Here is a 23,534-nt window from a genome sequence, read left to right as displayed (position 1 = left end):
CCCCCACCGATCCACGCTTCTCCCAGCCCGGCCACCCGCCCGCCACCATCACCGAATTCGAAGGCGTCCGCTCGCTCCACCTGGGCACCTCCTGGGTGCAGGGGTCAATGCGACTCAGCAGGCCGGATGCGATCGAGCTCGAATACGTGCAGATGATGATGATGTGGATGCTGTTCGTGCCGCAGCCGCGCCGCATCGTACAGCTGGGCCTGGGCAGCGCCGCGCTCACCAGGTTCTGCTACCAGAAATTCCCGGAAGCGCGGGTGACGGCCGCGGAACTGAACCCGAACGTGATCGCGATCTGCCACGCGTACTTCGGCCTGCCGCCGAACGACGCGCGCCTGAACGTGCGCGAGATGGACGCCCTCGACTTCGTGATGGATCCGGCCAACCGCGGCACGGTCGACGTGCTGCAGGTCGACCTCTACGACGAGGACGCGCGCGGCCCGGTGCTCGATACGCCCGAGTTTTACCGGGCCTGCGCTGATTGCCTGCGTGACGGCGGCGTCATGACCGCCAACGTGTTCGGCGACTTCATCAACTACGACAAGAACCTGCAGGCGATGGAACTGGCCTTCGATGCCGTGGTCTGGCTGCCCGAGGTCCACGACGCCAACATCGTCGTCATCGCCTTCAAGAACGCGCCGCAGATCGACTTCGCGCTGCTGTACGAACGCGCCGCCGAGATCAAGCGGCGCTACAACCTGCCGGCCAAGAACTGGGTCAATGGCCTGAAGGAGTGGATGCGGGATCAGCGGGGGTGACAGCGTTCTCATTGGCCTTGGCCTCGCGCATGGCGTCCCTGGCGTCGCGTGCAAGGCCACCCATCAAGGCCTGCATCTCTGCAGCCTCCTGCGCCCTCTGCTGGTAGCTCTTGTACGCCGGGATCGCCACCGCCGCCATGATGGCAACCATGAAGATGGAGACGACCGCCGCGGCGCCGCTGCCGATGCCGGTGCGTGGCACGAACAGCGCCAGCACCGCGGCCAGCTTGTTGCGCGAAGGCTGGCGCAGCTCTTGGCCGGCCGCCAACGCGCGCACCGCCGCCATGCGCTTGACCAGCCAGGGATAGTCGCCCACCAGCTCGTGGAAGGACATCCAGAAACCCTCGGTGTGGCGCGCCTGGTCGACGTAAGCCTGATGGTTCATGGTCCGCGCCCGCTTGCCGCCGGCCGCCAGCACCGCCAGGCCATGCTCGGCATTGAGCGGATTGTCGCAGGCGGCCAGGCCATGGCGATCGCAGGTGTATTCGCGGGCGCGCGAATACGCCGCGCCGATCAGGGGCAGCGCCGACGCCGGCATCAGGATCGTCGACCAGCTCAGGTGCTTGCGCTTGATATGCCCGATCTCGTGGCCGATATAAAAATTCAGCGCGTCCGGATTGTCCGCCAGGCCGTCCACCACGTCCGAATACAGCACCAGGAAGTGGCGCCCGAGGAAGCGCGTCGCGAAGGCATTCAGCATGCCGCCCATCTGCATCAGGTAGGCCTGCGGTTCTTCCTCCAGGCCCAGCTTGCGGCAGCAGGCCGAGATCTGCTGCTTCAGGTCGGGGAATTGTTCTTCGGTGATGCGCACGCCATTGCCCTTGATGTAGGAAATCAGCGCCGACTGCGCCACGCAATAGAACAGGAAGCCGAACAGCAGGTAGACCAGGGCCAGGCCGAAGGTGATCACCAGCAGCACGCCCCAGATCAGCACGGACCACACCAGCATCAGCCGGAACAAGCGCTCTTCGTTGCGATATACCAGGTTCATAGCATCCGCCCTCTTGTCGTTAAGAAAGAGGCACATTCAAGGCGATTTTTCGCCGAGGCGACATGATCCCTGTTGTGCCATTCGCACGGTTCTGCCTCAGGACAGGGACGGAGTTGCGGATCGTCAATTTCGCTTCGTATTCTCACGAGCAAGATGGGCCGTCAATCGGACTCATCAGAGGGGAATATGACCAAGCATCTTCATCGCAGCGTGCTCGCCGCCGCCATCCTGGCCGCCTACTCTCCCGTGCAGGCCCAGCAAGCCGGCGGCGATCCAACCGGCAGCAACGCTGGCAGCAGCGCGGCCACCGTGGTCGTGATCGGCTCGCGCACCACCGCCCGCAGCGCGCTCGACACCGTGGTTCCGGTCGGCCTGATCGACCAGAAGGATTTGCAGTCGGCCGGCACGCCGGAGCTGGGCAAGGTGTTACAGGAGCTCGACCCCTCGTTCAACTTCACCACCACCTTCATCAGCGACGGCACCGACATCATCCGCCCGGCCACCCTGCGCGGCCTGGGTCCGGACCAGTTGCTGGTGCTGGTCAACGGCAAGCGGCGCCACCAGCAGGCGCTGGTCAACGTGCAGCAGACCATCGGCCGCGGCTCGGCCGGCACCGACATCAACGCGATCCCGCTGTCGGCCATCCAGCGCATCGAAGTGCTGCGCGACGGCGCCGCCGCCCAGTACGGGTCGGACGCGATCGCCGGCGTGATCAACATCGTGCTCAAGCAGGGCCCGGGCAGCCAGTTCAGCGTGGCCGGCGGCACCACCGCGGAGGGCGACGGCGACACCATCAGCCTCAGCGAAAGCCACGGCTTCGCGCTCGGGTCCTCGGGCGGCTACCTGAACCTGGCCGTGGAGAGCCGGCGCCGCGGCGAAACCAACCGCGCCGGTCCCGATACCCTGCGCGTGAATCCGCCGCGCGTCACCCAGCGCATCGGCGATTCGCTGGCCAGAGATGCCTACCTGTGGACCAATGCCATGCTGCCGGTCGGTAGCAGCGGCGAACTGTATGCCTTCGGCGGCGTCTCGCGCCGGACCGGCGATGCGGCCGGCTTCTTCCGGCCGAAAGAGGATGGGCGCAACGTCCCCGCGGTCTATCCGGACGGCTTCCTGCCGAATATCCTGACCACGGTGCGCGACGCCTCGCTGGCTGTCGGCTTCCGCCATGGACTGGGCGCGGCCTGGAACCTGGACGCCAGCGTCAACCACGGCCGCAGCGAACTCGCCTTCTTCGAGCGGAACTCGATCAACGTCAGCTACTGGTACGAGCCGAAGTGCAGCTGCGCCAACTGGAACGAATCGCCGACCGGCGCCAACACCGGCCGCCTGCGCTTCACCCAGACCACCGTCAACCTCGACCTGCGCGGGCCGCTGTCACTAGGCAGTACCGAACTGCAGCTGGCCACCGGCCTCGAATACCGGCGCGACGGCTACCAGATCGTGGCCGGCGATCCGGTCTCCTACCAGTACGGGCGCACCAACAACCCGGCGATCCGCATCCTCGACCAGACGGGCCACATCGCGGCGGCCGGCATCCAGGGTTTCCCCGGCTACACCCCGGCCACCGAGGTGAACGAGGCGCGCCACAACAGCGCCGTCTACCTCGACGCCGAGCATAAATTCAGCCTGCCGCTGACGCTGGCGGCGGCAGTGCGGCACGAGCGCTATTCGGATTTCGGCGGCACCACCACCGGCAAACTGGCGCTGCGCTACGACCCGAGCCGTGAGCTCGGCCTGCGCGCCAGCGCCTCGACGGGCTTCCGCGCGCCCAGCGTGCAGCAGAAGTTCTACAGCTCGGTCTCGACCAACCTGAATGCCGCCGGCGTGCTGACCGACACCCTCACCGCGCGCGAAGGCAGCCCCGTCACCCGCGCGCTGGGCATCGCACCGCTGAAGGACGAGACCTCGCGCAGCGCCAGCCTGGGCCTGGTGCTGCGTCCCGCCCCGGGCCTCTCGTTCACCGCCGACGCCTGGCGCACCCGCATCGCCGACCGCATCGTCTTCTCCAGCACCATCGCGCCCGAGAGCGGCCCCTGCCCGACCGCGGCTGCCTGCCCGATCAAGGCCGTGCTGGATCCGCTGCGCGTGGGCCAGGCGCAGTTCTTCACCAACGCAATCGGCACCACCACGCGCGGCCTCGACCTGATCGCCGAGCAGACCTTGAAGGGAGCGGCCGGCACCCTGGTGCTGTCCGGCCAGCTGGGCTTCAACCGGACCGAGGTCGACTCGCGCAAGTCCTCCTCGAAAGTGCTGAGCGGCGCCCAGCTGTTCGACGACGCCCAGGTCACGCTGATCGAACGCGGCCAGCCGCGCCAGCACCACGTGGTGGCGGCCGACTTCACGAGCGGGCCCTGGAACCTGAACGCGCGCGCCAATTACTACGGCGAGGTGGCCGGCCAGGGCTTTACGGCGCCCTTCGTCCAGACCTGGGACGCGAAATGGCTGCTCGACCTGACCGGCCGCTTCGCCTTCAGCAAGGCGCTGGCTGTGAGCATCGGCGTGAACAATGTGTTCGACACCTACCCGAGCCGCTGGGACCCGGTGAAGGCCGCGCCTTTCCCCCAGATGGGCTTTACCTACTGCTGGGAGACCTGCCCCTTCGGGATCAACGGGCGCTCGCTGTATGCGAAGGCGGATTACAGCTTCTGATCACCAGAACTTCCACCAGGGCCTGGCGGGGGCGAAGCGCATCATCGGAATGGTTTCGGGCTGGACTTCGTCGGGCCCGATGAAGCCTTCGAGCTGGTAGCCGAACAGGTCCAGCAGCGCCGCTTCGGCCAGTTCCAGCGGGTGGAAAGGCGCGCCGCCGGCATAGTCAGGATTGGGCGGATCTTCTTCATCCTGATGCTCGCCTGCCCAGAACGGCTCTTCGAACGGGCGCCGCGGCCCGATGTCTTCGGTGGTGCCGCTGTCCGCATCGATGACGAAGGAGCGACGGAGCTCGCCGCGCTCCCAGATGCCGTAGGCGAAGCCGTCGACCGTGCTGATCATGACGTGATGGATCATGGTGCGCCCGGCGGCAAAGTCGAGGAAGCGACGGTCCAGCGCACTCGGTTCGGTCACCAGGCTGCCATGCGCCAGGATGGTCAGGCCCGGAAAACAGCCGACGACCAGTTCGCCGTTGCGCGGATACGTATCCGACAGATCGCCGTCCGGCAGCGGATCGAAGCGCGTAGCGGGGAACAGCCGGCGGACCGTGGCCAGGCAGGCCTCGCGGTCGAGTTGCGGGTTCGATTTCAGGATCGCGACCGGGTCGCCGTCGGCGATCGCGAACATCGAGGTTTTGGCACCCATGATTTATCTTCTTTCGCGCCACCACAAGCCCAGCATGGCCAGCGCGAACACGAGCCCGAAAGGCCAGGCCGGCAAGCTGCGCGTCGCCCCGCCGCCGGCAGGCATCGGCGTGCGGGCGGCATAGCGGGCCGTCGCTTCGCGGCGCTGGGCGCGCTGCCACAAGGTCCAGTCGCCGTCCGCATACACATACACCGCGCTCTCCAGCGTGCGGCCGCCCTGCGCCTGCGCCTTCATCTGCAGCCATCCCGGCTGCGTTGGCCACAGCGCCACGCAGGAGGCGTCGACGTGCTCCGGACGGCGCTGCCAGGGCAGCCTAAGCGCCAGCGCCGGGATGCTCAGCGCGTCCGATTTGCCCAGCGCCTCGCCGCGTGCGCAGATTTCCAGGCGCTGGTTCGGCAGCGGCAGCTCGCCCGGCGCCAGCCAGGCCAGGTCTTCATCGCGCCGTACCCGCAGGCGGTCGAGCACGTCCTGCCACCACAAGGCCAGCGCGCGCGGCTCCTCGATCGCGTGGCGGTGCCAGCCGCCCACGCCCAGCCAGGCGATGCGGCCCTTGTGCCAGTCGCGGGTCCACAAACCGTCTTCGCCCTGCCACTCACCCGCACGCGCGGACACCGGATTCAGGCCGCCGGAGGCCATCGCCAGTTTCTCGCCGAAAGTCTTGTCGGCCGGCTGCGGCGCCAGCCTCAAACCGACACTGCGCGACCAGACGCCGGGGTCGCCCGCATTCGCGCCCAGCACCAGCAGCGGCGCGCCTTCGGCCACGCGGGCCAGCAGTGCGCTTCTGGCGGCTTCGCCGGCGCGTTCGAACCAGGCGGCGTCGACGATCTCCAGGTCCGGCGCCTTCATCTCGGCGCGCGCACTCTCGCTGCGGCGCAGGTTCTTGCCCAGCTCGACCTGCCAGTCGATCACCGCATTGCTGGCGGCCAGCAGGTCGTCCAGCGTGCGCAGGTCGAAGGACGGCGCGCCGAAGCGGCCGCGCACCTGCGGCGGCGACGGTTCCGTCACGGTCACCGGCACCGGTCCCTGGTCGACCAGCTTGCCCTTCGCATCCAGCAGGCGCGCTTTCAGGACGAGGCGCTCGGCCAGCGGCGGCAGCCACTGCACGGACAGCGGGCCATCGCCCTTGGCCTCGGCCAGCACGGCATCGTTCTCGGCCAGCAGCTGCAGGCGGCCCGGCTCCTTCCAGGAGCGCTGCACCGTCAGCTTGAACATCCGCCCCAGCGCCACCGTGCGCGGAAAATCGACATGGATGATGGGCGTGGCCGGTGCGGTCCAGGCGAGCGGCCGCGCCGGCAGATCTTCCCATTGCGCGGCGCGCAGGCCGTCGCCATCGAGCCTGATGCTGCGGATGCCGTCCAGCGAGGCCGGCGCTTCTTTCGAATCCAGCGTCAGGCTGGCGCCCGCTTCGCCGGGTAGCGCGAAATTGCCGACCGCGCCGGCCAGGGCAATGCTCGCCACGGCGGCAAGTACGGCGTCGATCCAGCGTCGACGCAAGCCGTAGACGGCCGCGCTGAAAGCACCGATAACGAGGGCGGCGATCGGGAGCCCGAGGTGCAGCTGATTCATTGCACACCTCCCCGTACGGCACGCTCGAAGCGCGTCTCGACCGCCGGCGTGGCCTGCAGAAGCACAGGCGCCTCATGCACGGCGCCGCGCAGCCAGGCGCGCAGCACCGGGCGGCAGGCCAGGCAGCCGTCGGCCACGTCCTGGATCGCGCGCTGGGCCGCCAGGCGCTGTTCGTCGGCGGCGATACGCTCACGCACCCAGTCGTGGGCGGTGCGGGTCCACAGGCTTGGGAGCGGACCGTCGCCGGCCAGCGCCTGCACCAGTTCGCGCAGCGGCGCCGGCACGGACGCCGGCGCGGCCGACTGTTCGCGCTTGCCGCCGGCAGCACCGGCCATGTCACCAGTCATGCGCTTGTCCTCCTTCAGCGGCGGCGGCGCGAAGGCCGTCTTGTGCAGGTAGATGCGCTCGGACTGCTGGAGCTCCTTGATCGCGTCCAGCGCCTTGTGCTCGGGCGGCAGCGCCGTTCGGGGTTGAATAGCGCGCAGCGCGTTTTCGGCATCCCACATCGCGGACAGGGCGCGCCGCAGCACCTTCTTGGTGGCTTCGTCGAACAGGGTCGCGTTTTCCGCCTGGTCGTGGGCGTGGCCGAATTCGTGCAGCACGTCCTGCGGTTTGCCGTTGCCGGCGCCGCCGTGGTCGTCGTCATGATCGTCCTTGCCGAACAGGGTCGACTCCTCGCCCAGGAACTGGCCGTAGCGGCGCCGCAATGCGCCCTGGTCGGCGGCGATGCCTTCGCTGCGCTCGCGCGCCAATGCCGCATCCATTTTCTTGACTCGCATGTCGGCGATCAGCTGCTCGGTGTCGATGATGATCTGGCGCTGGCTGCGCAGGCTCTCGGGCTTGACCATCACCGGCAGCGCGGACACATCCTGCTCCTCCTCCGCCTGCGGGGCCGGCAGGCGCAGCGTGTAGGTCGGCGACTGCACCGTGTGCGGCCTGGCCGCGTTGTCGCTGGCGCGCACAAAAAAGTACAGCTCGTCGCCCGGCTCCATGCCGAGGTCGGTCAGGGTCCAGTTCCTGGCCCAGTCGCGGCGATGCGGATCGCGGCCCGCCGGGATCGGCAGCTCGCGGTCGCTGAAGCGGATGTTCTCGCCGCTGCCGCGCGCCAGGGTCAGGTGCAGGGTCGCCTGCCTGACCTGGTAGTCGTCGCGCACCGAAACCGCCATTGCCGCCTGGGTGGCATCGCGCGCCAGTTCCTTGATGATCTCGTTCGGCTGGCTCACGACGATTTCCGGCGCACTGTCCGGCAGCACCTTCAGCGTGTAGCGGACGCCGCGCCAGCGCCAGAAGATCGATTCGGTGGCGGTCCAGCGCGCGCATGCGGCGCCGGCGCGGAGCTGCTGGCCGTCGCTCAGTTCGATCGTCTCGGCAGCGGCGCCGGCCGGATTCTTCAGGCACCACTCGACCACCGTCTGTTCCGGCGCCGTCAGCTCGCGCGGCGCCGACACCGACTCGGCCATGCCGGTGTAACGCGGCGGCGTGAGCTTGACGGTCAGCTCCGCGGCGGCGACGGCGGCCCCCGGCGCTTTCGCGCCCGGCACACCGGCGGCGTGTGGCTGTCCGCCAGGCGGCAGCAGCGCCGCACCCCAGGCCAGCGCCGCCAGCGCCAGGTTCCCCGCCAGCCAGGGCAGGCCCATGCGCCCGCGCTCGCGCACGATCGCACGTACGCGCGGCGCCGCCAGGCTGGCATCGATACGTTCCAGCAGGCGCCGCTGCTGCAGCTGCGCCACCGGCGATTCGGCCTGCAGCAGCAGCGCTGCGCTGTCCTCCATCTCCGGCACGGCGCCGTCCAGCCAGCCGATCCAATGCCGCTCCACGCGGTGCTTCAGGCGCAGGCCATCCCAGGCGCAGAACGCCGACCAGGCCAGCAGGCCGGGACCGGAACGCAGCAGCAGCCAGGGCAAGGCGCCGATGAGCCACAGGCCGGCGCGGCGCCGCAATGCGGCACGCCACAGCCGGATGAAAATGTCAGCGCCGCCGGACATGGGTGACTATCCTTTCCAGCGCAAACAGGACCAGCAGCGCCGCGGACAGCGCATCGTGCAGGGCGCCGCCATCCGGTCCCGCCGGCGTGCGCGCATCGACGACCGGCGCCTGTGCCGGGGCCGTGTAGGGCCGCAGCCCGAGATGCAGGCGCTGCCAGCTTGCGAACATCGTGCGCGCAGCGGCGGCATCCTGCGGCGGCAGCCAGGGCGCGCTCCACAGGCGGCCGCGCGGGCTGTCCAGGTAGCGCAAACCGTCAAGTTGCGGCGCCTTGTCCAGTTCCGGGAAGGCAGTGGCGTCGGCCACCCACCACAGCGGCGCGCGCAGGTTTGCCGGCGGCGCTTCCGGCAAGTCCCAGATCACCAGAGCGGTCTTCTCATTGGCCTGTTCATCGAATATATAGCGCTGCGGCCCGTCGAGCGCGCCGAACAGCGTGCGCCAAGCGTCCGCGCGGCGGCTGAACACGCTCACGTGTTGCTCGTCCGGCCCAGGCGACGCCGCCTGGGAACGCACGATCACTGCATGGCGCAGGTGCGGCAAGGCAGCCGGCATCGCCACGTCGCCCGCCAGCAGCAGGCGCGCCCGCGGCTCGAATTCGCGTTCGTGCTCGTGCAGCCAGCGGTAGGCGTCGCGGTCCGGCAGCTCGATGCGGCGCGCCTGCGTCAGGCCGGCGTCAACCGCCTGCTTGTCGACGAAGGCCGGGTCGGCGCCGGGCACGATCAGCACGCTGTCGCCGCGCCAGGGCAGCACGGGATCGGCCAGCAGCGCGATCAGGGTCGCCAGCAGCAGGCAGCGCAGCAGGAGCAGGAGCAGATCGTTCCAACGCCACACGCGCAGCTGCATGGGGTCGGACTGCGGCAGGAAGCGCGCCGTCGCCAGCGGCATGGCTTTGGTCTGTTCGCGCTTCTGCCGGTGCCACAGAACAGGCAGCAGCAGCACAGGCAAAGTCCACCACCACAAACTGTTCATCAGCGCCCTCCCTGCGTGCGCAGCCAGGCGCGCAAGGTCTCGCCGGGCGCGCGCTCGACCGACGCCGCCACATACGGGATGTCATGCGCGCGGCACTGCTGGGCCACCACATTGAAATGCTCGTCGCGCCGGCGCACATACTCGGCGCGGGCCTCGCTGCCGAAGCGGAACAGCTTGCGATCCCCCTCCGGGTCGCGCCAGGCGGTCGATCCATCGAAATCGGCCGCGATCTCGGCCTCGGTCTGCAGGCACAGGGCGCGCACGTCGTGGCGCATGCCGCGCAGGCGCATCATCGCTTCCGACAGCGGCGAGGGCCAGTCGAGAAAATCGCTGGCCACGCAGACCACGCTGGGCGCGCGCGCAAAATGCAGGCTGGCGCGCAGCACCTCGCCGGCGGGCAGCGTGCCGGCGGCGTCGACGCGATCCATCTGGGCCAGCACACGCTGCAGCTGGCGCGGCCCGCGCGCGGCCGGGGTGAAATGGGCGCGCTCGCCCTGGCAGACGAGCAGGCCGAAGGCGTCGCCCTGGCGCTGCGCGATCGCGCCCACGCAGCCCAGCAGCAGGCGCGCCATGCCCAGCTTGTCCAGGCCCTCGACGCTGCGGCTCGGCTCCAGCATCGATGCGGTCGCGTCCAGCACCAGCCACACCGCGACGTGGCTGTCGCGTTCGGCCTCGCGCACGTAGTAGCGGTCGGCGCGCGCCATCAGCTTCCAGTCGACGCGGCGCCACTCGTCCCCGGGCGCATAGGCCCGGTATTCGGAAAACTCGACGCCGGCGCCGCGCTCGCGGCCGGCGTGGATGCCGTGGCCCAGCCCCGCCAGCACGTGGCGGATCGCGAGATCGAGTTTTCCCGTGTGCGCGGCCAGCGCCGCACTTGCCAGCATGGACACTTAGTCGATCCGGACTTCGTTGCGCAGCGAGGCGAGGATGTCGGCAATGGCGATGCCGTCCGCCTCCGCCTCGAAATTGCGCAGCACTCGGTGCGCCAGCACCGGCAGCAGCATGGCGGCGATGTCCTCGCGCGTGACCGCCAGGCGGCCCTGCATCAGCGCGCGCGCCTTGGCGGCCAGCACCAGCGCCTGGCCGGCGCGCGGACCGGCGCCCCAGCCGATGTGCTTGCGGATCGCCTCGACCGGGGACTCGGCCGGGCGGGTCGCGCGCACCAGGCGCGTGGCGTAGCGGAGCATAAATTCCGAAATTTCGATGTCGCGCACCAGCTGCTGCAAGCGAAGGAGAGCTTCAAGCGTTAGCGCCGGCTCTGCATCAGCCAGGCCGGCGTGGGTGGTGGCGCCGACCATCGCGATCTCTTCCTCTTCGGTCGGGTAGCCGACGTCGATGCGCAGCAGGAAGCGGTCGAGCTGGGCCTCGGGCAGCGGATAGGTGCCGGCCTGCTCGATCGGATTCTGGGTCGCCAGCACGAAGAAGGGTTTCGGCAGCCTGTGCGTCTGGCCGGCGAAGGTGACGGAGCGTTCCTGCATCGCCTCCAGCAGCGCCGACTGGGTCTTCGGCGGCGCGCGGTTGATCTCGTCGGCCAGCAGCACCTGGGTGAACACGGGGCCTTGCTGGAAGCGGAACACGCGCTGGCGCGTGACCTGGTCTTCTTCCAGGATCTCGGTGCCGACGATATCCGAGGGCATCAGGTCGGGGGTGAACTGCACGCGCCGGAACTGCATGTCGGTGGCCTGGGCCAGCGATTTCACCAGCAGCGTCTTGCCCAGTCCCGGCACGCCCTCGACCAGCGCGTGGCCGCCGGCCAGCAGGCAGGTCACCAGCAGGTCGATCACATCCTTCTGGCCGATGATCACCTGGCCCATGCTCGCCTTGAGCGCGCTCACGCGCGACACCAGGTCCGCAATCTCGTTCTCAGTCCATGCTTCTGCCACGGTGCTACGCTCCTAACGCATATTGAATGATATTGACCGCAAAGCGGGTGTTGTCGACCGCCAGCCAGCGCTTGTTGCGGAAGTCGTAGTCCCACTCGCAGCCGTAGTCCTTGTTCGAATACAGCACGCCGATGCGGCCATGGACCTCGATGGCGCGCAGGTATTCGTGCACCAGGTCGTCGCCCCAGCCGTTCAGCTCCACGGCGGTATTCGGCGGGCCGTCGAACTTGAAGAAGCTCGAATACAGGCGGTGCGTATTCGGGATCTTGACCAAGGCCTTCGGTCCGAACATCTTGGCCAGCTCGGCCTCGAAGGATTTGGCGAACAGGCCGTCGATGTCGTGGTTGCAGTCATCGACGAAGACGAAGCCGCCGCCCTTCACGTAGCGTTCGAAGTTTTTGCGCTCGGCGGGCGTGAACTGCACCAGCTTGTGCCCGGCCAGGTAGCAGAACGGCGCCTGCAGCATCTTCGGGTCCGACAAGGCGATCACACGCTCGGCCGGGTCCACGCGCAGGGTCGTGTACTCGACCAGCGAGTTGAGCACGTTGCTGGGCATGCGGATGTCCACATCCCAGTCGCCCGACTCGTACATCAGGCGCGTGAAGTAAAAATCGTAGACCACTTACACCACTCAGACCGCGTCGGAGAGACTCGTGAAATTGAAATCGCGGATCCGCATCGGCGGAATCACCATCTGGTAGGCCACTTCGTCCGGCCCGATGATGACCGGCTTGCCCAGTTCGTCGACGTTGTTGAGCATGGTGATCGGGCTCTCGTTGAAGCGGAAGTTCTTGATCGGGTACTTGATCTTGCCGTTCTCGACGTAGAAGGTGCCGTCGCGCGTCAGGCCGGTCAGCAGCACCGACTGCGGATCGACCATGCGGATATACCAGGTGCGGGTCACGACCACGCCCTTTTTTGTACCGGCGATCAGCTCTTCCAGCGACTTGCTGCCGCCGGCCATGATCATGTTGCCGGCGCGGGCGTTCGGCGCCACGCCGTTCTTCTGCGCCCAGAAGCGCGAGTACTCGAGGTTGGCGACCTTGCCGTCCTTGATCAGGTCGCGGCGCTGGCGCGCCAGCATCGAGGCGCTGTCCCAGGGGCTGACCGGCACGTCCTTGTCCCAGGGGTCGGACCAGACGTTGACCTGTTCGTCGAACAGCTTCTCGCCCAGGCGGTTGCCGCCGCCCTTTTTCGCCAGGAAGCTGCGGCCCTCGTCGGCCTGGCGCGCGCCAAAGGCGCCGAACATGCGGCCCAGCAGCTCGGAGGTCGCGGCCGGCTCCAGGATCACGGTGTAGCGGCCCGGCTCCAGCGCTTTTGCGTCGACCGAGCGCAACGCCTTCTCCATCGCCACTTCGGAGGCTTCGCGGGCGTCGAAGCGTTTCGCATCGCTGGCCGAGCGGGTCACCCAGCCCGAACCGCGCCCGTCTTCGGTACGCGCGGTGCAAGTGAAATCGAGGCCGGTGAATTCGCGGTGGCCGAACAGGCCTTTCGAATTCGCGATGGTCTCGAAGCCGGTGCTGTCGGTGAAGAAGCCGGCGGTGACCAGCTTGTTCTTGCGCCCGGCCAGGATCGCGTGCGAGGCGACTTCGGCGCGGAAGTCCGGGTCGATCGCGGCGGTCGAGGCGAAGTATTCGCCGGTCGCCTTGAACTCCTGCTTGCCCGGCAGCGTCACATACTCGGGGTTTTCAGGCGCCAGGCGCGCGGTGTCTTCGGCGCGGCGCACGGCCTGCTCGAGCGACTTGTCGTCGAATTCGTTGATCGATGCCGTGCCCTGGCGCTTGCCGAAGGCGACGGTGACGACCAGGCGCCGGTCTTCGTTCAGGCCCGCGGTCGATACGCTGTTGCGCGCAAAGCGGATATTGCCGTTGCGGCTACCGCTGATGGCGACGCTGCACTCGTCCGCCTTCGAGAAGGACAGCACGCGGTCGCAAATCCGTTTCGCTTCTTCCTGGTTCAGCTGTTTCATGTTGTCTCTCTTGTCCTGAACTTAGCCGATCTTGCGGCCGGTGTTGATCACTTTGACGCCGTTGAAGCGGGTGGTCGAGGCGCCGTGCGAGACTGCGCTGACCTGGCTGGGCTGCCCTTTGCCGTCGAAGAAGGAGCCGCTCATGCGCCAGTCGCGTTCATCGCAGATGGCGCTGCAGGCGTTCCAGAATTCCTGGGTGTTCGACTGGTAGGCCACGTCCTCCAACATGGGGCCGATCTTGCCGTCCTTGATCTCGAAGTAGAGCTGGCCGCCGAACTGGAAGTTGTAGCGCTGCTGGTCGATGGAATAGGAACCGCGGCCCAGGATGTAGATGCCCTTCTTGACGTCCGTCACCATCTCGTCCGGCGTCAGGCGCGCAGTGCCGGCCGCCAGCGAGACGTTGGGCATGCGCTGGAACTGCACATTGCTCCAGCTGTCCGCGTAGGAGCAGCCGTGCGATTCCTTCTCGCCGATGATGTGGGCCTGGTCGCGCGTGGCCTGGTAGTTGACCAGGATGCCGTCCTTGATGATGTCCCAGCGCTTCGGCTTGACGCCCTCGTCGTCGTAGCCGACCGCGCCCAGCGAACCGGGCGTGCTTTTATCGGCGAAGAAGTTGACCTTATCGGCGCCGAACTGGAATTTCCTGGTCTCCCATTTGTCCAGCGTGCAGAAGCTGGTGCCGGCGTAGTTGGCCTCGTAGCCCAGCACGCGGTCCAGTTCCGTCGGGTGGCCCACCGATTCGTGGATGGTCAGGAACAGGTTTTCCGGCGCGATCACGAGGTCGTACTTGCCCGGCTCGACGCTCTTTGCCGTCAGCTTTTCGCGCGCCTGGCGGCCGGCATTTCTCGCTTCCTCGACGATGTCGTAGCCGCCCTTGTACAGGGTGGTGACGCCGCCCGCGGCCTGGATCTTGTGCGCAGGACTGGCATCGAAGTATTCGTAGCCCATGCCGACCGGCGGCGCCAGCCCTGCGCGCGAGCGGAATTTGCCGCTGGCCTTGTCGACGGCGGTGGCGGTAAGCGGCGCCCACAGGCGGTGGATGTCCTGGTCGATGTACGAACCGTCGGTGGAGGCGAAGTACTTCTGCTGGTTCACCTGGAACAGGTTGGCCGTCATGAAGCTGGCGCCGGCGTCCAGGCCTGCCTTGTTCGCGGCGATCAGCATCTCGGCCTTTTCCTTGACCGGCACGACGCGCCAATCCTTCCTGATGGGCGTGGCCCAGGCCACCTCGCCCACGCCCTTGGTCGGGGCCAGGCGTACCGGCTCGGTCTGCAGCTTCGCATTGGCGCGCGCGATCGCCACCGCCTGGCGCGCGGCGCCGGCGACGGCATCCGGGTTCATCGCATTGGTGGCGGCAAAGCCGTAGGCGCCATTGGCGATCACGCGCACGCCGACGCCGCTGGACTCGGTGTTCGTCACGCTCTGCACCGTCAGGTCGCGCGTGTTGATGAACTGGTTCAGGTAGCGGCCGATGCGCACGTCGCAATAGCTGGCGCCCGCTTTCGTGGCCGCATTGAGGGCGGCGTCGGCCAGCGCCTTCTTGAAGCTGAGCGGCATGCTTGACTGCAGCTCCTCGGCGGCGATGGCGTTGCCGAAGACGGGGACCAGCATGGCGCCGGCGGTGCCGGCGGCCATGTGTAGGAAGGTACGGCGTTCCAAATTCGATCTCCTGCCGTCGTTCCCGCGCAGGCGGGAACCCAAGTTGGACGCGCACCGGTTACGCACGCAAACTTGGGTCCCCGCCTTCGCGGGGACGACGGGAATAATTACACCGCGTCCGACAGCGAAGTGAAGTTGAAGTCGCGAACCTTCATCGGCGGAATCGACATCTGGAACGGCACCTCATCCCCGCCGATGATCACCGGCTTGCCGATCTCCTCGATGTTGTTCAGCATGGTCACCGGGCTCTCGTTGAAGCGGAAGTTCTTGATCGGGTACTTGATCTTGCCGTTCTCGATGTAGAAGGTGCCGTCGCGGGTCAGGCCGGTTAGCAGCACCGATTGCGGGTCGACCATGCGGATGTACCAGGTGCGGGTAACCAGGATGCCCTTCTTGGTGCTGGCGATCAGGTCGGCGGTGGTTTTATCCGTGCCGGCCATGATGATGTTGCCCGGGGTCGCGGTCGGCTTCACGCCCTTCTTCTTGGCCCAGTACTGCGAGTACTGCAGGGCGTTGACCTTGCCGTCCTTGATGATGTCCATGCGCTCGCGCGCGATCAGGTTCTGGGTGTCCCAGGGCAGTACCGGCACGTCCGGATTCCAGGGGTCGGCCCAGATGTTGACCTGGCTGTCGAACAGCTTGTCGCCCAAGCGCGAGGCGCCGCCCTTCTTCGACAGGAAGCTGCGGCCTTCGTCGGTCTGGCGGGCGTCGAAGCCGAACAGCATGAAGCCGAGCAGCTCGGAGGTCGCGGCCGGCTCCAGGATCACGGTGTAGCGACCCGGTTCCAGGGCTTTCGCGTCGACCGAGCGCAGCGCCTTCTCGATCGCCACGTCGGCCGCTTCGCGCGGGTCGAATTTTGCGGCGTCCGTGGCCGAGCGCTTGACCCAGCCGGAGCCGCGGCCGTCTTCGGTGCGCACGGTGCAGGTGAAATCGAGGCCGGTTTCATTCTGGTGGCCGTACACGCCGTTCGAATTGGCGACGCTGGTGAAGGAGGTGCTGTCGGTGAAGAAGCCGGCGGCCACCAGTTTATTCTTGCGGCAGGCTTCGATCGCGTAGGCCGCGGACTGTGCGCGGAAATCCGGGTCGATGGCGGCAGTCTTCGGGCTGAAGGTCTTTGATTCGCGGTAGTTCTGCTTGCCGACGGCCGGCATGAACTCCGGGTTTTCCGGCGCCAGCCTGGCCAGGTCTTCGGCGCGGCGCACCACCTTTTCCAGCGACTTGTCGTCGTACTCGTTGATGGTGGCGATGCCCTGGCGCTTGCCGAAGGCGACCTGCACGGCGATGTTCGTGTCTTCCGCCAGGCCGGCGGTGGAGACGGCGTTGCGCGCAAAGCGGATATTGCCCTGGCGGCTGCCGCCCACGGTCACGCTGCATTCGTCGGCCTTGGACAGCGACAGCACGCGGTCGCAGATATGCTTGGTTTGTTCCTGGGTCAGGATGGTCATGGTCGTTGTGCTCCTGCCTTAGCCGATCTTGCGGGCGGTGTTGATGACGTTGATGCCGTTGAAGCGGCTGGTAGCCGATCCGTGCGACACGATGGAGATCTGCGGAGGCTGGCCCTTGCCGTCGAAGAAAGAGCCGCCCATGCGCCAGTCGCGCTCATCGCAGATGGCCGTGCAGGCGTTCCAGAATTCCTGGGTGTTCGCCTGGTAGGCCACGTCTTCCAGCATCTGGCCGATCTTGCCGTTGTTGATCTCGTAGAACAGCTGGCCGCCGAACTGGAAGTTGTAGCGCTGCTGGTCGATCGAGAAGGAGCCGTCGCCGACGATGTAGATACCCTTCTTGATGTCCTTGACCATCTCGTCCGGCGTGAGGCGCTTCTTGCCCGCCTGGAGCGACACGTTCGGCATGCGCTGGAACTGCACGTTGCTCCAGCTGTCCGCGTAGGAGCAGCCGTCCGATTCGGTCTTGCCGATGATGTGGGCCTGGTCGCGCGTGGCCTGGTAGCTGACCAGGGTGCCGTCCTTGATGATGTCCCAGCGCTTGCACTTGACGCCTTCGTCGTCGTAGCCCACGTTGCCCAGCGAGCCCGGGGTGGTCTTGTCGGCCACGATGTTCACCAGCGGCGAACCGTAGTTAAATTTCTTCGATTCCCATTTATCCAGCGTGGCGAAGCTGGTGCCGGCGTAATTGGCCTCGTAGCCCAGCACGCGGTCCAGTTCCGTCGGGTGCCCGACCGATTCGTGGATGGTCAGGAACAGGTGTTCGGGCGAGAGCATCAGGTCGTACTTGCCCGGCGTGACCGACTTGGCGGTCAGCTTGCGCTTGGCGTCGCGACCGGCGGCGCGCGCGTCCTCGATGATGTCGTAGGACTTCGTGTACAGGGTGGCGACGCCGCCGGCGGCCTTGATCTTGTCTTCCTTGCGCGCGGCAAGGTATTCGTAACCCATGCCGACCGGCGCCGACAGGCCCTGGCGCGAACGGAATTTACCGCTGGCCTTGTCGACCGCGGTGGCGGTCAGCGGCGCCCACAGGCGCTGGACGTCCTGGTCGATGTAGGAGCCGTCGGTGGAGGCGAAGTACTTCTGCTGGTTCACCTGGAACAGCATCGACTGCATGAAGTTGGCGCCGCCTTCCATGCCGGCCTTGTTGGCGGCGATCAGCAGCTCGGCCTTCTCCTTGATCGGCACGGTGCGCCAGTCCTTCACCACCGGCGTCGCCCACGTCACTTCGCCCACGCCCTTGACCGGCGCCAGCTGCACCGGCTCCGACTGCAGCTTGGCGTTGGCCTTGGCGATCGCCACCGCCTGGCGCGCCGCGCCGGCCACGCCGTCCGGGGTCATGTCGTTGGTGGCGGCGAAGCCGTAGGCGCCATTGCAGACCACGCGCACGCCGATACCGGCCGACTCGGTGTTGACCACGTTCTCGACGTTCAGGTCGCGGGTGATCACGTACTGGTTGAGGTAGCGGCCGATGCGCACGTCGCAGTAGCTGGCGCCGGCCTTGGTGGCGGCGCTCAGCGCGGTATCGGCCAGCATCTTCTTGGCCGCGAGCGGCATCGGGTTGAGCAGCTCTTCGGCGGCGATCGCGCGGCCGAAGACGGGAACCAGCATCGAGCCGAAAGCCAGGCCGCTGATGTTGAGGAAGGTACGGCGTTCCATGACGTCTCCTGAGGTGGACAGTGGCCCGGCGGACGGACCGCTCTTTAGTTGTATTGCGCGTGGACTTCTTCTTCGCTGCTGAACGATATCAGCAAGTAAAGTTTTTGAATAGGCAATCTTTATGCCAAGCGCTTGAGCCCCCGTTTGCGGCACACGCGGCTGCCCAGTGTCCGGCTGGGGCGTGTCCGCGCACTGTCCGGGCACTGTCCGCTCGGACGCCGGCGATACATACACATCTTTACTTGACGACAACTGAGGCCTGGCCGATCATCGCCGGGCGGCACGGCATGGCGCCGATGCCATCGACCCTGGAGACGACACAATGAAACGATTCATCCTGGCCGCCGCCCTGCTGGCGAGCAGCCTGGCCGCCACCGCGCAGGCCGCCGACGACGCCCAGCTGCGTGCAGCCATCGCCGGCAGCCAACGCACTGCCGCCAACGTCGCGCGCGACCAGTACCGCCACCCCTACGAAACCCTCAGCTTCTTCGGCATCAAGCCAACCATGACCGTGGTCGAATTGCTGCCGGAAGGCGGCTGGTACACCGAGATCCTGGCGCCCTACCTGCGCCAGGACGGCAAGCTGATCGGCGCCGGCCCCATCTCCAAAACGCTGCTGGAATCCAGGCCGGCGGTCTATGACAAGGTCGTGCGCGCCCCCTTCAATCCGCCAAAGTCCAGCTACAACTTCGCCCCGCCAAACAGCGTCGACATGGTGCTCACCTTCCGCAACGTGCACAACTTCGTCGAGCTGGGCGACGACAAGGTCAAGGAAATGTTCAAGGCGCTGTACACCAGCCTGAAGCCGGGCGGCGTGCTGGGCGTGACCGATCACCGCCTGCCGGAATCCATTCCGCAGGATGCCGAGGCCAAGAGCGGCTACGTCCATGAGTCCTACGTGATCAAGATGGCGGAAAGCGCCGGCTTCAAGCTGGCCGCGAAATCCGAGATCAACGCCAACCCGAAGGACAAGGCCGACCACAAGAACGGCGTGTGGGCGCTGCCGCCGACCCTGACCAACAAGGACGAGGACCGCGCCAAATACCAGGCCATCGGCGAGAGCGACCGCATGACGCTCAAGTTCGTGAAGCCGTAAACACGCGATCGATGCTCGCTGCGGCGAATGTGACGCCGCAGTGAGTATTTGTGAATTTTTGCGCGGCCCGGCAGTGTATAGTCGGCGCATGACATTGCTCCGTATTGCCGCCGCGGCCCTGCTTGCCGCCTCCGCCCTCGCCGCCCAGGCCCAGGACACCGACGCCAAGGCGCCTCCCACCCGCCCCGCGAACAGCTCCAGCATCGAAAAATCGGTCGTCAAGATCTTCACGACCATGCGCCGTCCCGACCCCTACCGGCCGTGGACCAAGGCGACGCCGCAGGAAGCCACCGGTTCCGGCGTGGTCATCGAGGGCAAGCGCATTCTCACCAACGCCCACGTGGTCGGCTACGCCAGCCAGGTGCAGGTGCAGGCCAGCGAGGAAGGCGACAAGGTCGGCGCCACCGTGGTCGCGATCGCGCGCGGGATCGACCTCGCCATCCTCAAGCTCGACGACGAATCCTTCTTCGACGAACACCCGGCATTGAAGCGCGCCAGCGTATTGCCCGACGTGCGCGACGCGGTGCTGGCCTACGGCTATCCGATGGGCGGCAACTCGCTGTCGATCACCAAGGGCATCGTCTCGCGCGTCGAATTCGTCCCCTACTTCTACGGCGCTTCCGGTCTGCGCGTGCAGATCGACGCCCCGATCAACCCGGGCAACAGCGGCGGCCCGATCGTGGCCGGCGACCGCATGGTCGGCCTGGCCTACTCCATCATCGCCAGCGCCAACAACATCGGCTACGTGATCCCGAACGAAGAGGTCGAGCTGTTCCTGCGCGACGTCGCCGACGGCCGCTACGACGGCAAGCCGCAGTTGCGCGACGACACCCAGACCCTGGAGAACCCGGTGCTGCGCCAGTACCTCAAGATCGACAAGTCGTTGCGTGGCGTGGTGGTGCACCGGCCGACCGTCAGCGACCCGTCCTATCCACTCAAGGAGTGGGACCTGATCACCAGGATCGGCGACTACTCGGTCGACGACCAGGGCATGGTCAAGCTGGGGCCGAACCTGCGCGTGCGCTTCCAGTACCGCGTGCAGCAGGTGGCGAAGGACGGCAAGGTGCCGCTGACCGTGATCCGCGACGGCAAGACGCTGCAGGTGCAGGTGCCGGTGGCCGGCAAGCGCCCGCTGCTGATTCCTGACCTGGACCGCGGCTATCCCTCTTACTTCATCTATGGCCCGATCGTGTTCTCGCGCGCCACCGAGGAGTACCTTTCCTTCATCAGCGCAAACGCGTCGACGCTGAACTCCTACGGCTTCAACGGCAGCCCGCTGGTGACGCGCCGCGGCGAAGCGCCCAGCAGCAGTCACGAGGAACTGGTGGTGGTCAGCTCGCCCTTCTTCCCGCACAAGCTGGTGGCCGGCTACAGCAACCGCTTCGGCTCGGTGGTGGAATCGGTCAACGGCGTGCCGGTGCGCAGCCTGCGCCACCTGGTGGCCCTGCTGCGCGACCTGAAGGACGAGCTGGTAGTGCTGCGCTTCGACCAGCGCGAAGGCGAGACCATGGTCCTGCCGCGCAAGACGCTGGTCGAGGCCACCGAAGACATCCTGTCCGACAACGGCATCCGCTCGCAGGGATCGCCGGACATGATGGCGGTCTGGAACGGCAAGAATATCTGAACATGCGCCGCTTCTTCCCGCACTCGATGGCCTGGCTGGCCTTGGCGACGATGGCCGCCGCGTTAATGGCCGACCTTGCGCTGGCGGCGCCGCAGCAGCCCGCGCCCGCCGCTACCGGCGTGACCCCGGCCCAGCTGGCGGCGCTGGCCTTCCCCGGCTGGAGCGAGGGCGCGGCCGGCCGGCTGCAGACCGTCACCCTGCCGCGCATGCCCGGCGTGACCACCAATCCCGCGCGCAGCGCCTGGACCGTGGGCGCGAACCAGGTGCTGGTCGAACCCAGGCTGGTGCTGCGCATCGACGCCAGCCACCTGACCCTGGTCGCCGGCCTGGTGCCCGCCGAGGACGGCAAGAGCGCCGCCAACCACGGCACGCCGATGGCGCTGGCCGCCTACCAGTTCGAGCAGCACGACGGCGCCTGGAAGCTGAGCGGGCGCCAGGGCGTGTTCGGACTGCGCGGCTTTTACGGCGAAGCGAGCCTGCGCGCGGTGCCGCTCGCCGGCCAGCGCCAGGCGATCGCGGTCGAATACGGCAGCTGCTGGCAGGGCTATTGCGGCACCTGGCTGGCGATGTATGAACTGGACAAGGGAACGGTGCGGCGCGAGCCGGCGCTCGAGATGGCGCTGTCCGGCATCAACGTCGACAGCAGCGCCGACTGCGTGCGCCGTCTGCAGCCGCTGATCAAGCCGCATCCGCAGGATCCGGCGGCGAAGGACGACAACACCGCGTCCAACAGCCACGACTGCTATGCCATCGAGAGCAGCTGGACGATCGACGCCACGCGCGAGCACCCGGGCGACTTCACGATCCGCTACCAGGGCGCGATCAGCCGCGCCGACACCTATGCGGCGCCGCCGGTGGCGATCGACCAGCGGCAGGTGCTGCGGTATAGCGCGGGGAAGTATCGGGCGGTGTCTGGTTTTAATCCGGTGCCGCCGATCTAAAGTTACCGTCATTCCCGCGAAAGCGGGAACGACGAGTTATTGCGCCTTCTTCACCGGCGTGAAGTTCAAATCCTGGAAGTCATAGCTGAAATCCGTCTCGGTCGAAATCGGCTGCATCTTCATGCGCTCGATGCTGCCGTCCGGGTTCAGCGCGAAGGTGACGTAGGCGTCGGCGTTGAAGTTGCGCTCCTTCCAGCGCACGATGAAGGTGTCGTGCTGGTAGTGCTCCAGTTCCCCCGTCAGGTCCGGCGTGCGCGACAGCGACAGCACCTGCTTGCCGCCGACGTGCTTGATGGTGGCGATGCCGTACCAAGGATCCTGGTAGTCGCCGTCGTAGGCGGTGCGCGCCAGCGAAGGCTGGGATTTGGCGGCGCGGGACGCGGAATTCTTGGCCAGGCGCGCCTTTTCCTTCGCGTGCATCTCGTCCTCGACCGCAGCGACGGCGCCGATCCAGTCGGTCTTGTCGTCCCTGTCCACCAGGCGGCCCAGCAGCTGCCACTGCAGCGCGTTCAGCGAGCCGCCGCTTTCCGCATTCGTCAGGATTGCGATGCCCAGCTTCTCTTCCGGCACCAGCACCACTTTCGAATAGAAGCCCTGCAGCGCGCCGCTATGCAGCGCCAGCAGGCGGCCGTGGTAGTCGCGCAGCTGGAAGCCGAGACCATAGGCGGCGAAATTCGCCTTGGTACCGGCCAGTTTCGCGTTCGGGGTGCCGGTACGCATCGGCGTCTGCGCGGTCCACAGTTCGCGCGCCTGCTTTTCGCTGAACAGGCGCGCTTCCTTGCCGTCGGCGCCGGCTTGCGGCAGCTTGCCGCCCGCCAGCAGCACGTTCATCCAGCGCGCGATGTCCTCGGCGTTGGTGTTGATGCCGACCGCGCCGACCGCGTTCGGCACCGGCATCGCCTTCACGGCCGCGATCTTGTCATTGATCTTGCTGTGGGCGTTGGCGACGTTCGGATTGCCTTCGTTCTCCGCCAGGCTGGTGGTGGTGGTGGCCATGCCGACCGGCGCCAAAATGCGCTCGTGGATGGTCTCGCCCCAGGTCTTGCCGGACTTCGCGGCGATGATCTTGCCGGCCACGATGTACAGCAGGTTGTCGTAGGCGTAGCTGCTGCGGAAGCTGGTGCTCGGCGCAATGAAGCGCAGCTTGTGGATGATCTCGTCGGTCGAGAAGCTGGTGGTCGGCCACCACAGCAGGTCGCCGGCGCCCAGTCCCAGGCCGCTGCGGTGGGTCAGCAGGTCGCGCACCGTCATCTCGTGGGTCACATAGGCGTCGTACATCTGGAAGTCCGGCAGGTGCTTGGTCACCGGGTCGTCCCAGGCCAGCTTGCCCTCGTCGACCAGCATCGCCAGCGCGGCGGCGGTGAAGGCCTTCGAGTTCGAGGCGACTTCGAACAGGGTCTTGCCGTCGACCTTCTCGGGCGACCCGAGCTTGCGCACGCCGAAGCCGCGCGTGGCCAGCACCTGGCCGTCCTTGACGATGGCGATGGCGATGCCCGGCACGTCGAACTGCTTCATGACGCGCTCGACGTCGGCGGACAGGTTCGTGAGCTGGAGCGGCGCGGTGCTGGCAGCGACGGGCGCTGCCGGCGCGACGGCGGCCGGGGTCTGCGCCAGGGCGGCGCCGGAGAAAGCGATCAGGAGGGCTGCTGCGATGCGGTTCATGGAATTCCTTGGCTGGAGACGAAGCTGAG

General features: G+C 67.1%; 18 protein-coding genes. 5 read left to right on the top strand and 13 right to left on the bottom strand.

What is annotated here, in order from left to right; all coding sequences use genetic code 11:
* A partial coding sequence (locus LQV39_RS24255) for a spermidine synthase (RefSeq protein WP_230029756.1) occupies positions 1–764 on the top strand: 764 nt, incomplete at its 5' end.
* Here LQV39_RS24255 and LQV39_RS24250 read toward each other — a convergent pair.
* Entirely contained in the window at positions 724–1,755 is a 1,032-nt protein-coding gene (locus LQV39_RS24250) for a M48 family metallopeptidase (RefSeq protein ID WP_230029755.1), read from the bottom strand. The two genes, LQV39_RS24255 and LQV39_RS24250, sit on opposite strands and share 41 nt — an antisense overlap.
* Positions 1,756–1,941: 186 nt before the next feature.
* Between LQV39_RS24250 and LQV39_RS24245 the strand changes: the two genes are divergently transcribed.
* Positions 1,942–4,407 carry a TonB-dependent siderophore receptor gene (locus LQV39_RS24245; RefSeq protein WP_230029754.1) on the top strand — a complete coding sequence of 822 codons (2,466 nt, stop codon included), beginning with the start codon at positions 1,942–1,944 and terminating at the stop codon, positions 4,405–4,407.
* On the opposite strand, the gene LQV39_RS24240 is transcribed toward LQV39_RS24245, so the two are convergent.
* The 11 genes from LQV39_RS24240 to LQV39_RS24190 form a co-directional block, all read right to left on the bottom strand.
* Entirely contained in the window at positions 4,408–5,052 is a 645-nt protein-coding gene (locus LQV39_RS24240) for a hypothetical protein (RefSeq protein WP_230029753.1), read from the bottom strand.
* Between the two features lie 3 nt (positions 5,053–5,055).
* Entirely contained in the window at positions 5,056–6,618 is a 1,563-nt protein-coding gene (locus LQV39_RS24235) for a hypothetical protein (protein ID WP_230029752.1), read from the bottom strand.
* Complete coding sequence (locus LQV39_RS24230) at positions 6,615–8,603, bottom strand: DUF4175 family protein (RefSeq protein ID WP_230029751.1); 1,989 nt, start codon at positions 8,601–8,603, stop codon at positions 6,615–6,617. The genes LQV39_RS24235 and LQV39_RS24230 overlap by 4 nt, the downstream gene beginning before the upstream one ends.
* Positions 8,587–9,570, bottom strand: coding sequence for a BatA domain-containing protein (locus LQV39_RS24225; RefSeq protein WP_230029750.1), 984 nt, complete (start codon positions 9,568–9,570; stop codon positions 8,587–8,589). The genes LQV39_RS24230 and LQV39_RS24225 overlap by 17 nt, the downstream gene beginning before the upstream one ends.
* Positions 9,570–10,454 (bottom strand): DUF58 domain-containing protein, encoded by an 885-nt coding sequence (locus tag LQV39_RS24220; protein ID WP_230029757.1) that lies wholly within the window; start codon positions 10,452–10,454, stop codon positions 9,570–9,572. The genes LQV39_RS24225 and LQV39_RS24220 overlap by 1 nt, the downstream gene beginning before the upstream one ends.
* Positions 10,455–10,460: 6 nt before the next feature.
* Complete coding sequence (locus LQV39_RS24215; RefSeq protein WP_230029749.1) at positions 10,461–11,453, bottom strand: MoxR family ATPase; 993 nt, start codon at positions 11,451–11,453, stop codon at positions 10,461–10,463.
* Between the two features lie 4 nt (positions 11,454–11,457).
* Positions 11,458–12,075, bottom strand: coding sequence for a DUF4159 domain-containing protein (locus LQV39_RS24210; RefSeq protein WP_230029748.1), 618 nt, complete (start codon positions 12,073–12,075; stop codon positions 11,458–11,460).
* 9 nt (positions 12,076–12,084) lie between these two features.
* Positions 12,085–13,422: a TldD/PmbA family protein gene (locus LQV39_RS24205; protein WP_230029747.1), complete on the bottom strand. Its 1,338-nt coding sequence runs from the start codon at positions 13,420–13,422 to the stop codon at positions 12,085–12,087.
* A gap of 21 nt (positions 13,423–13,443) precedes the next feature.
* Positions 13,444–15,081 (bottom strand): TldD/PmbA family protein, encoded by a 1,638-nt coding sequence (locus tag LQV39_RS24200; protein WP_230029746.1) that lies wholly within the window; start codon positions 15,079–15,081, stop codon positions 13,444–13,446.
* A gap of 107 nt (positions 15,082–15,188) precedes the next feature.
* Entirely contained in the window at positions 15,189–16,526 is a 1,338-nt protein-coding gene (locus LQV39_RS24195) for a TldD/PmbA family protein (protein WP_230029745.1), read from the bottom strand.
* 18 nt (positions 16,527–16,544) lie between these two features.
* The gene (locus LQV39_RS24190; RefSeq protein ID WP_230029744.1) at positions 16,545–18,182 is read right to left on the bottom strand and encodes a TldD/PmbA family protein; all 1,638 of its coding nucleotides are present in this window, start codon (positions 18,180–18,182) and stop codon (positions 16,545–16,547) included.
* A 322-nt stretch (positions 18,183–18,504) separates the two neighbouring features.
* Between LQV39_RS24190 and LQV39_RS24185 the strand changes: the two genes are divergently transcribed.
* From LQV39_RS24185 to LQV39_RS24175, 3 genes are all read left to right on the top strand, one after another.
* On the top strand, positions 18,505–19,278 hold the full coding sequence (locus tag LQV39_RS24185) for a class I SAM-dependent methyltransferase (RefSeq protein ID WP_230029743.1): 774 nt from the start codon (positions 18,505–18,507) through the stop codon (positions 19,276–19,278).
* 88 nt (positions 19,279–19,366) lie between these two features.
* Complete coding sequence (locus LQV39_RS24180; protein WP_230029742.1) at positions 19,367–20,902, top strand: S1C family serine protease; 1,536 nt, start codon at positions 19,367–19,369, stop codon at positions 20,900–20,902.
* A 2-nt stretch (positions 20,903–20,904) separates the two neighbouring features.
* Positions 20,905–21,843: a hypothetical protein gene (locus tag LQV39_RS24175; protein WP_230029741.1), complete on the top strand. Its 939-nt coding sequence runs from the start codon at positions 20,905–20,907 to the stop codon at positions 21,841–21,843.
* Positions 21,844–21,879: 36 nt separating this feature from the next.
* Here LQV39_RS24175 and LQV39_RS24170 read toward each other — a convergent pair whose 3' ends face one another.
* Complete coding sequence (locus LQV39_RS24170) at positions 21,880–23,505, bottom strand: serine hydrolase (RefSeq protein WP_230029740.1); 1,626 nt, start codon at positions 23,503–23,505, stop codon at positions 21,880–21,882.
* Positions 23,506–23,534: the final 29 nt, after the last annotated feature.

This window comes from Massilia sp. Bi118, from assembly GCF_918697865.1.
In the GTDB taxonomy this organism is placed as follows: domain Bacteria; phylum Pseudomonadota; class Gammaproteobacteria; order Burkholderiales; family Burkholderiaceae_D; genus Telluria.
Note: the sequence above shows the minus strand (reverse complement) of the source record. Positions and strands in the feature narration are given on the sequence as shown.

Excerpts from the sequence above, each read along its gene's own strand:
- LQV39_RS24250 (WP_230029755.1), bottom strand. The coding sequence starts at position 1,755 with ATGAACCTGGTATATCGCAACGAAGAGCGCTTGTTCCGGCTGATGCTG.
- LQV39_RS24245 (WP_230029754.1), top strand. The coding sequence starts at position 1,942 with ATGACCAAGCATCTTCATCGCAGCGTGCTCGCCGCCGCCATCCTGGCC.
- LQV39_RS24240 (WP_230029753.1), bottom strand. The coding sequence starts at position 5,052 with ATGGGTGCCAAAACCTCGATGTTCGCGATCGCCGACGGCGACCCGGTC.
- LQV39_RS24235 (WP_230029752.1), bottom strand. The coding sequence starts at position 6,618 with ATGAATCAGCTGCACCTCGGGCTCCCGATCGCCGCCCTCGTTATCGGT.
- LQV39_RS24230 (WP_230029751.1), bottom strand. The coding sequence starts at position 8,603 with ATGTCCGGCGGCGCTGACATTTTCATCCGGCTGTGGCGTGCCGCATTG.
- LQV39_RS24225 (WP_230029750.1), bottom strand. The coding sequence starts at position 9,570 with ATGAACAGTTTGTGGTGGTGGACTTTGCCTGTGCTGCTGCTGCCTGTT.
- LQV39_RS24220 (WP_230029757.1), bottom strand. The coding sequence starts at position 10,454 with ATGCTGGCAAGTGCGGCGCTGGCCGCGCACACGGGAAAACTCGATCTC.
- LQV39_RS24205 (WP_230029747.1), bottom strand. The coding sequence starts at position 13,422 with ATGAAACAGCTGAACCAGGAAGAAGCGAAACGGATTTGCGACCGCGTG.
- LQV39_RS24195 (WP_230029745.1), bottom strand. The coding sequence starts at position 16,526 with ATGACCATCCTGACCCAGGAACAAACCAAGCATATCTGCGACCGCGTG.
- LQV39_RS24190 (WP_230029744.1), bottom strand. The coding sequence starts at position 18,182 with ATGGAACGCCGTACCTTCCTCAACATCAGCGGCCTGGCTTTCGGCTCG.
- LQV39_RS24185 (WP_230029743.1), top strand. The coding sequence starts at position 18,505 with ATGAAACGATTCATCCTGGCCGCCGCCCTGCTGGCGAGCAGCCTGGCC.
- LQV39_RS24180 (WP_230029742.1), top strand. The coding sequence starts at position 19,367 with ATGACATTGCTCCGTATTGCCGCCGCGGCCCTGCTTGCCGCCTCCGCC.
- LQV39_RS24175 (WP_230029741.1), top strand. The coding sequence starts at position 20,905 with ATGCGCCGCTTCTTCCCGCACTCGATGGCCTGGCTGGCCTTGGCGACG.
- LQV39_RS24170 (WP_230029740.1), bottom strand. The coding sequence starts at position 23,505 with ATGAACCGCATCGCAGCAGCCCTCCTGATCGCTTTCTCCGGCGCCGCC.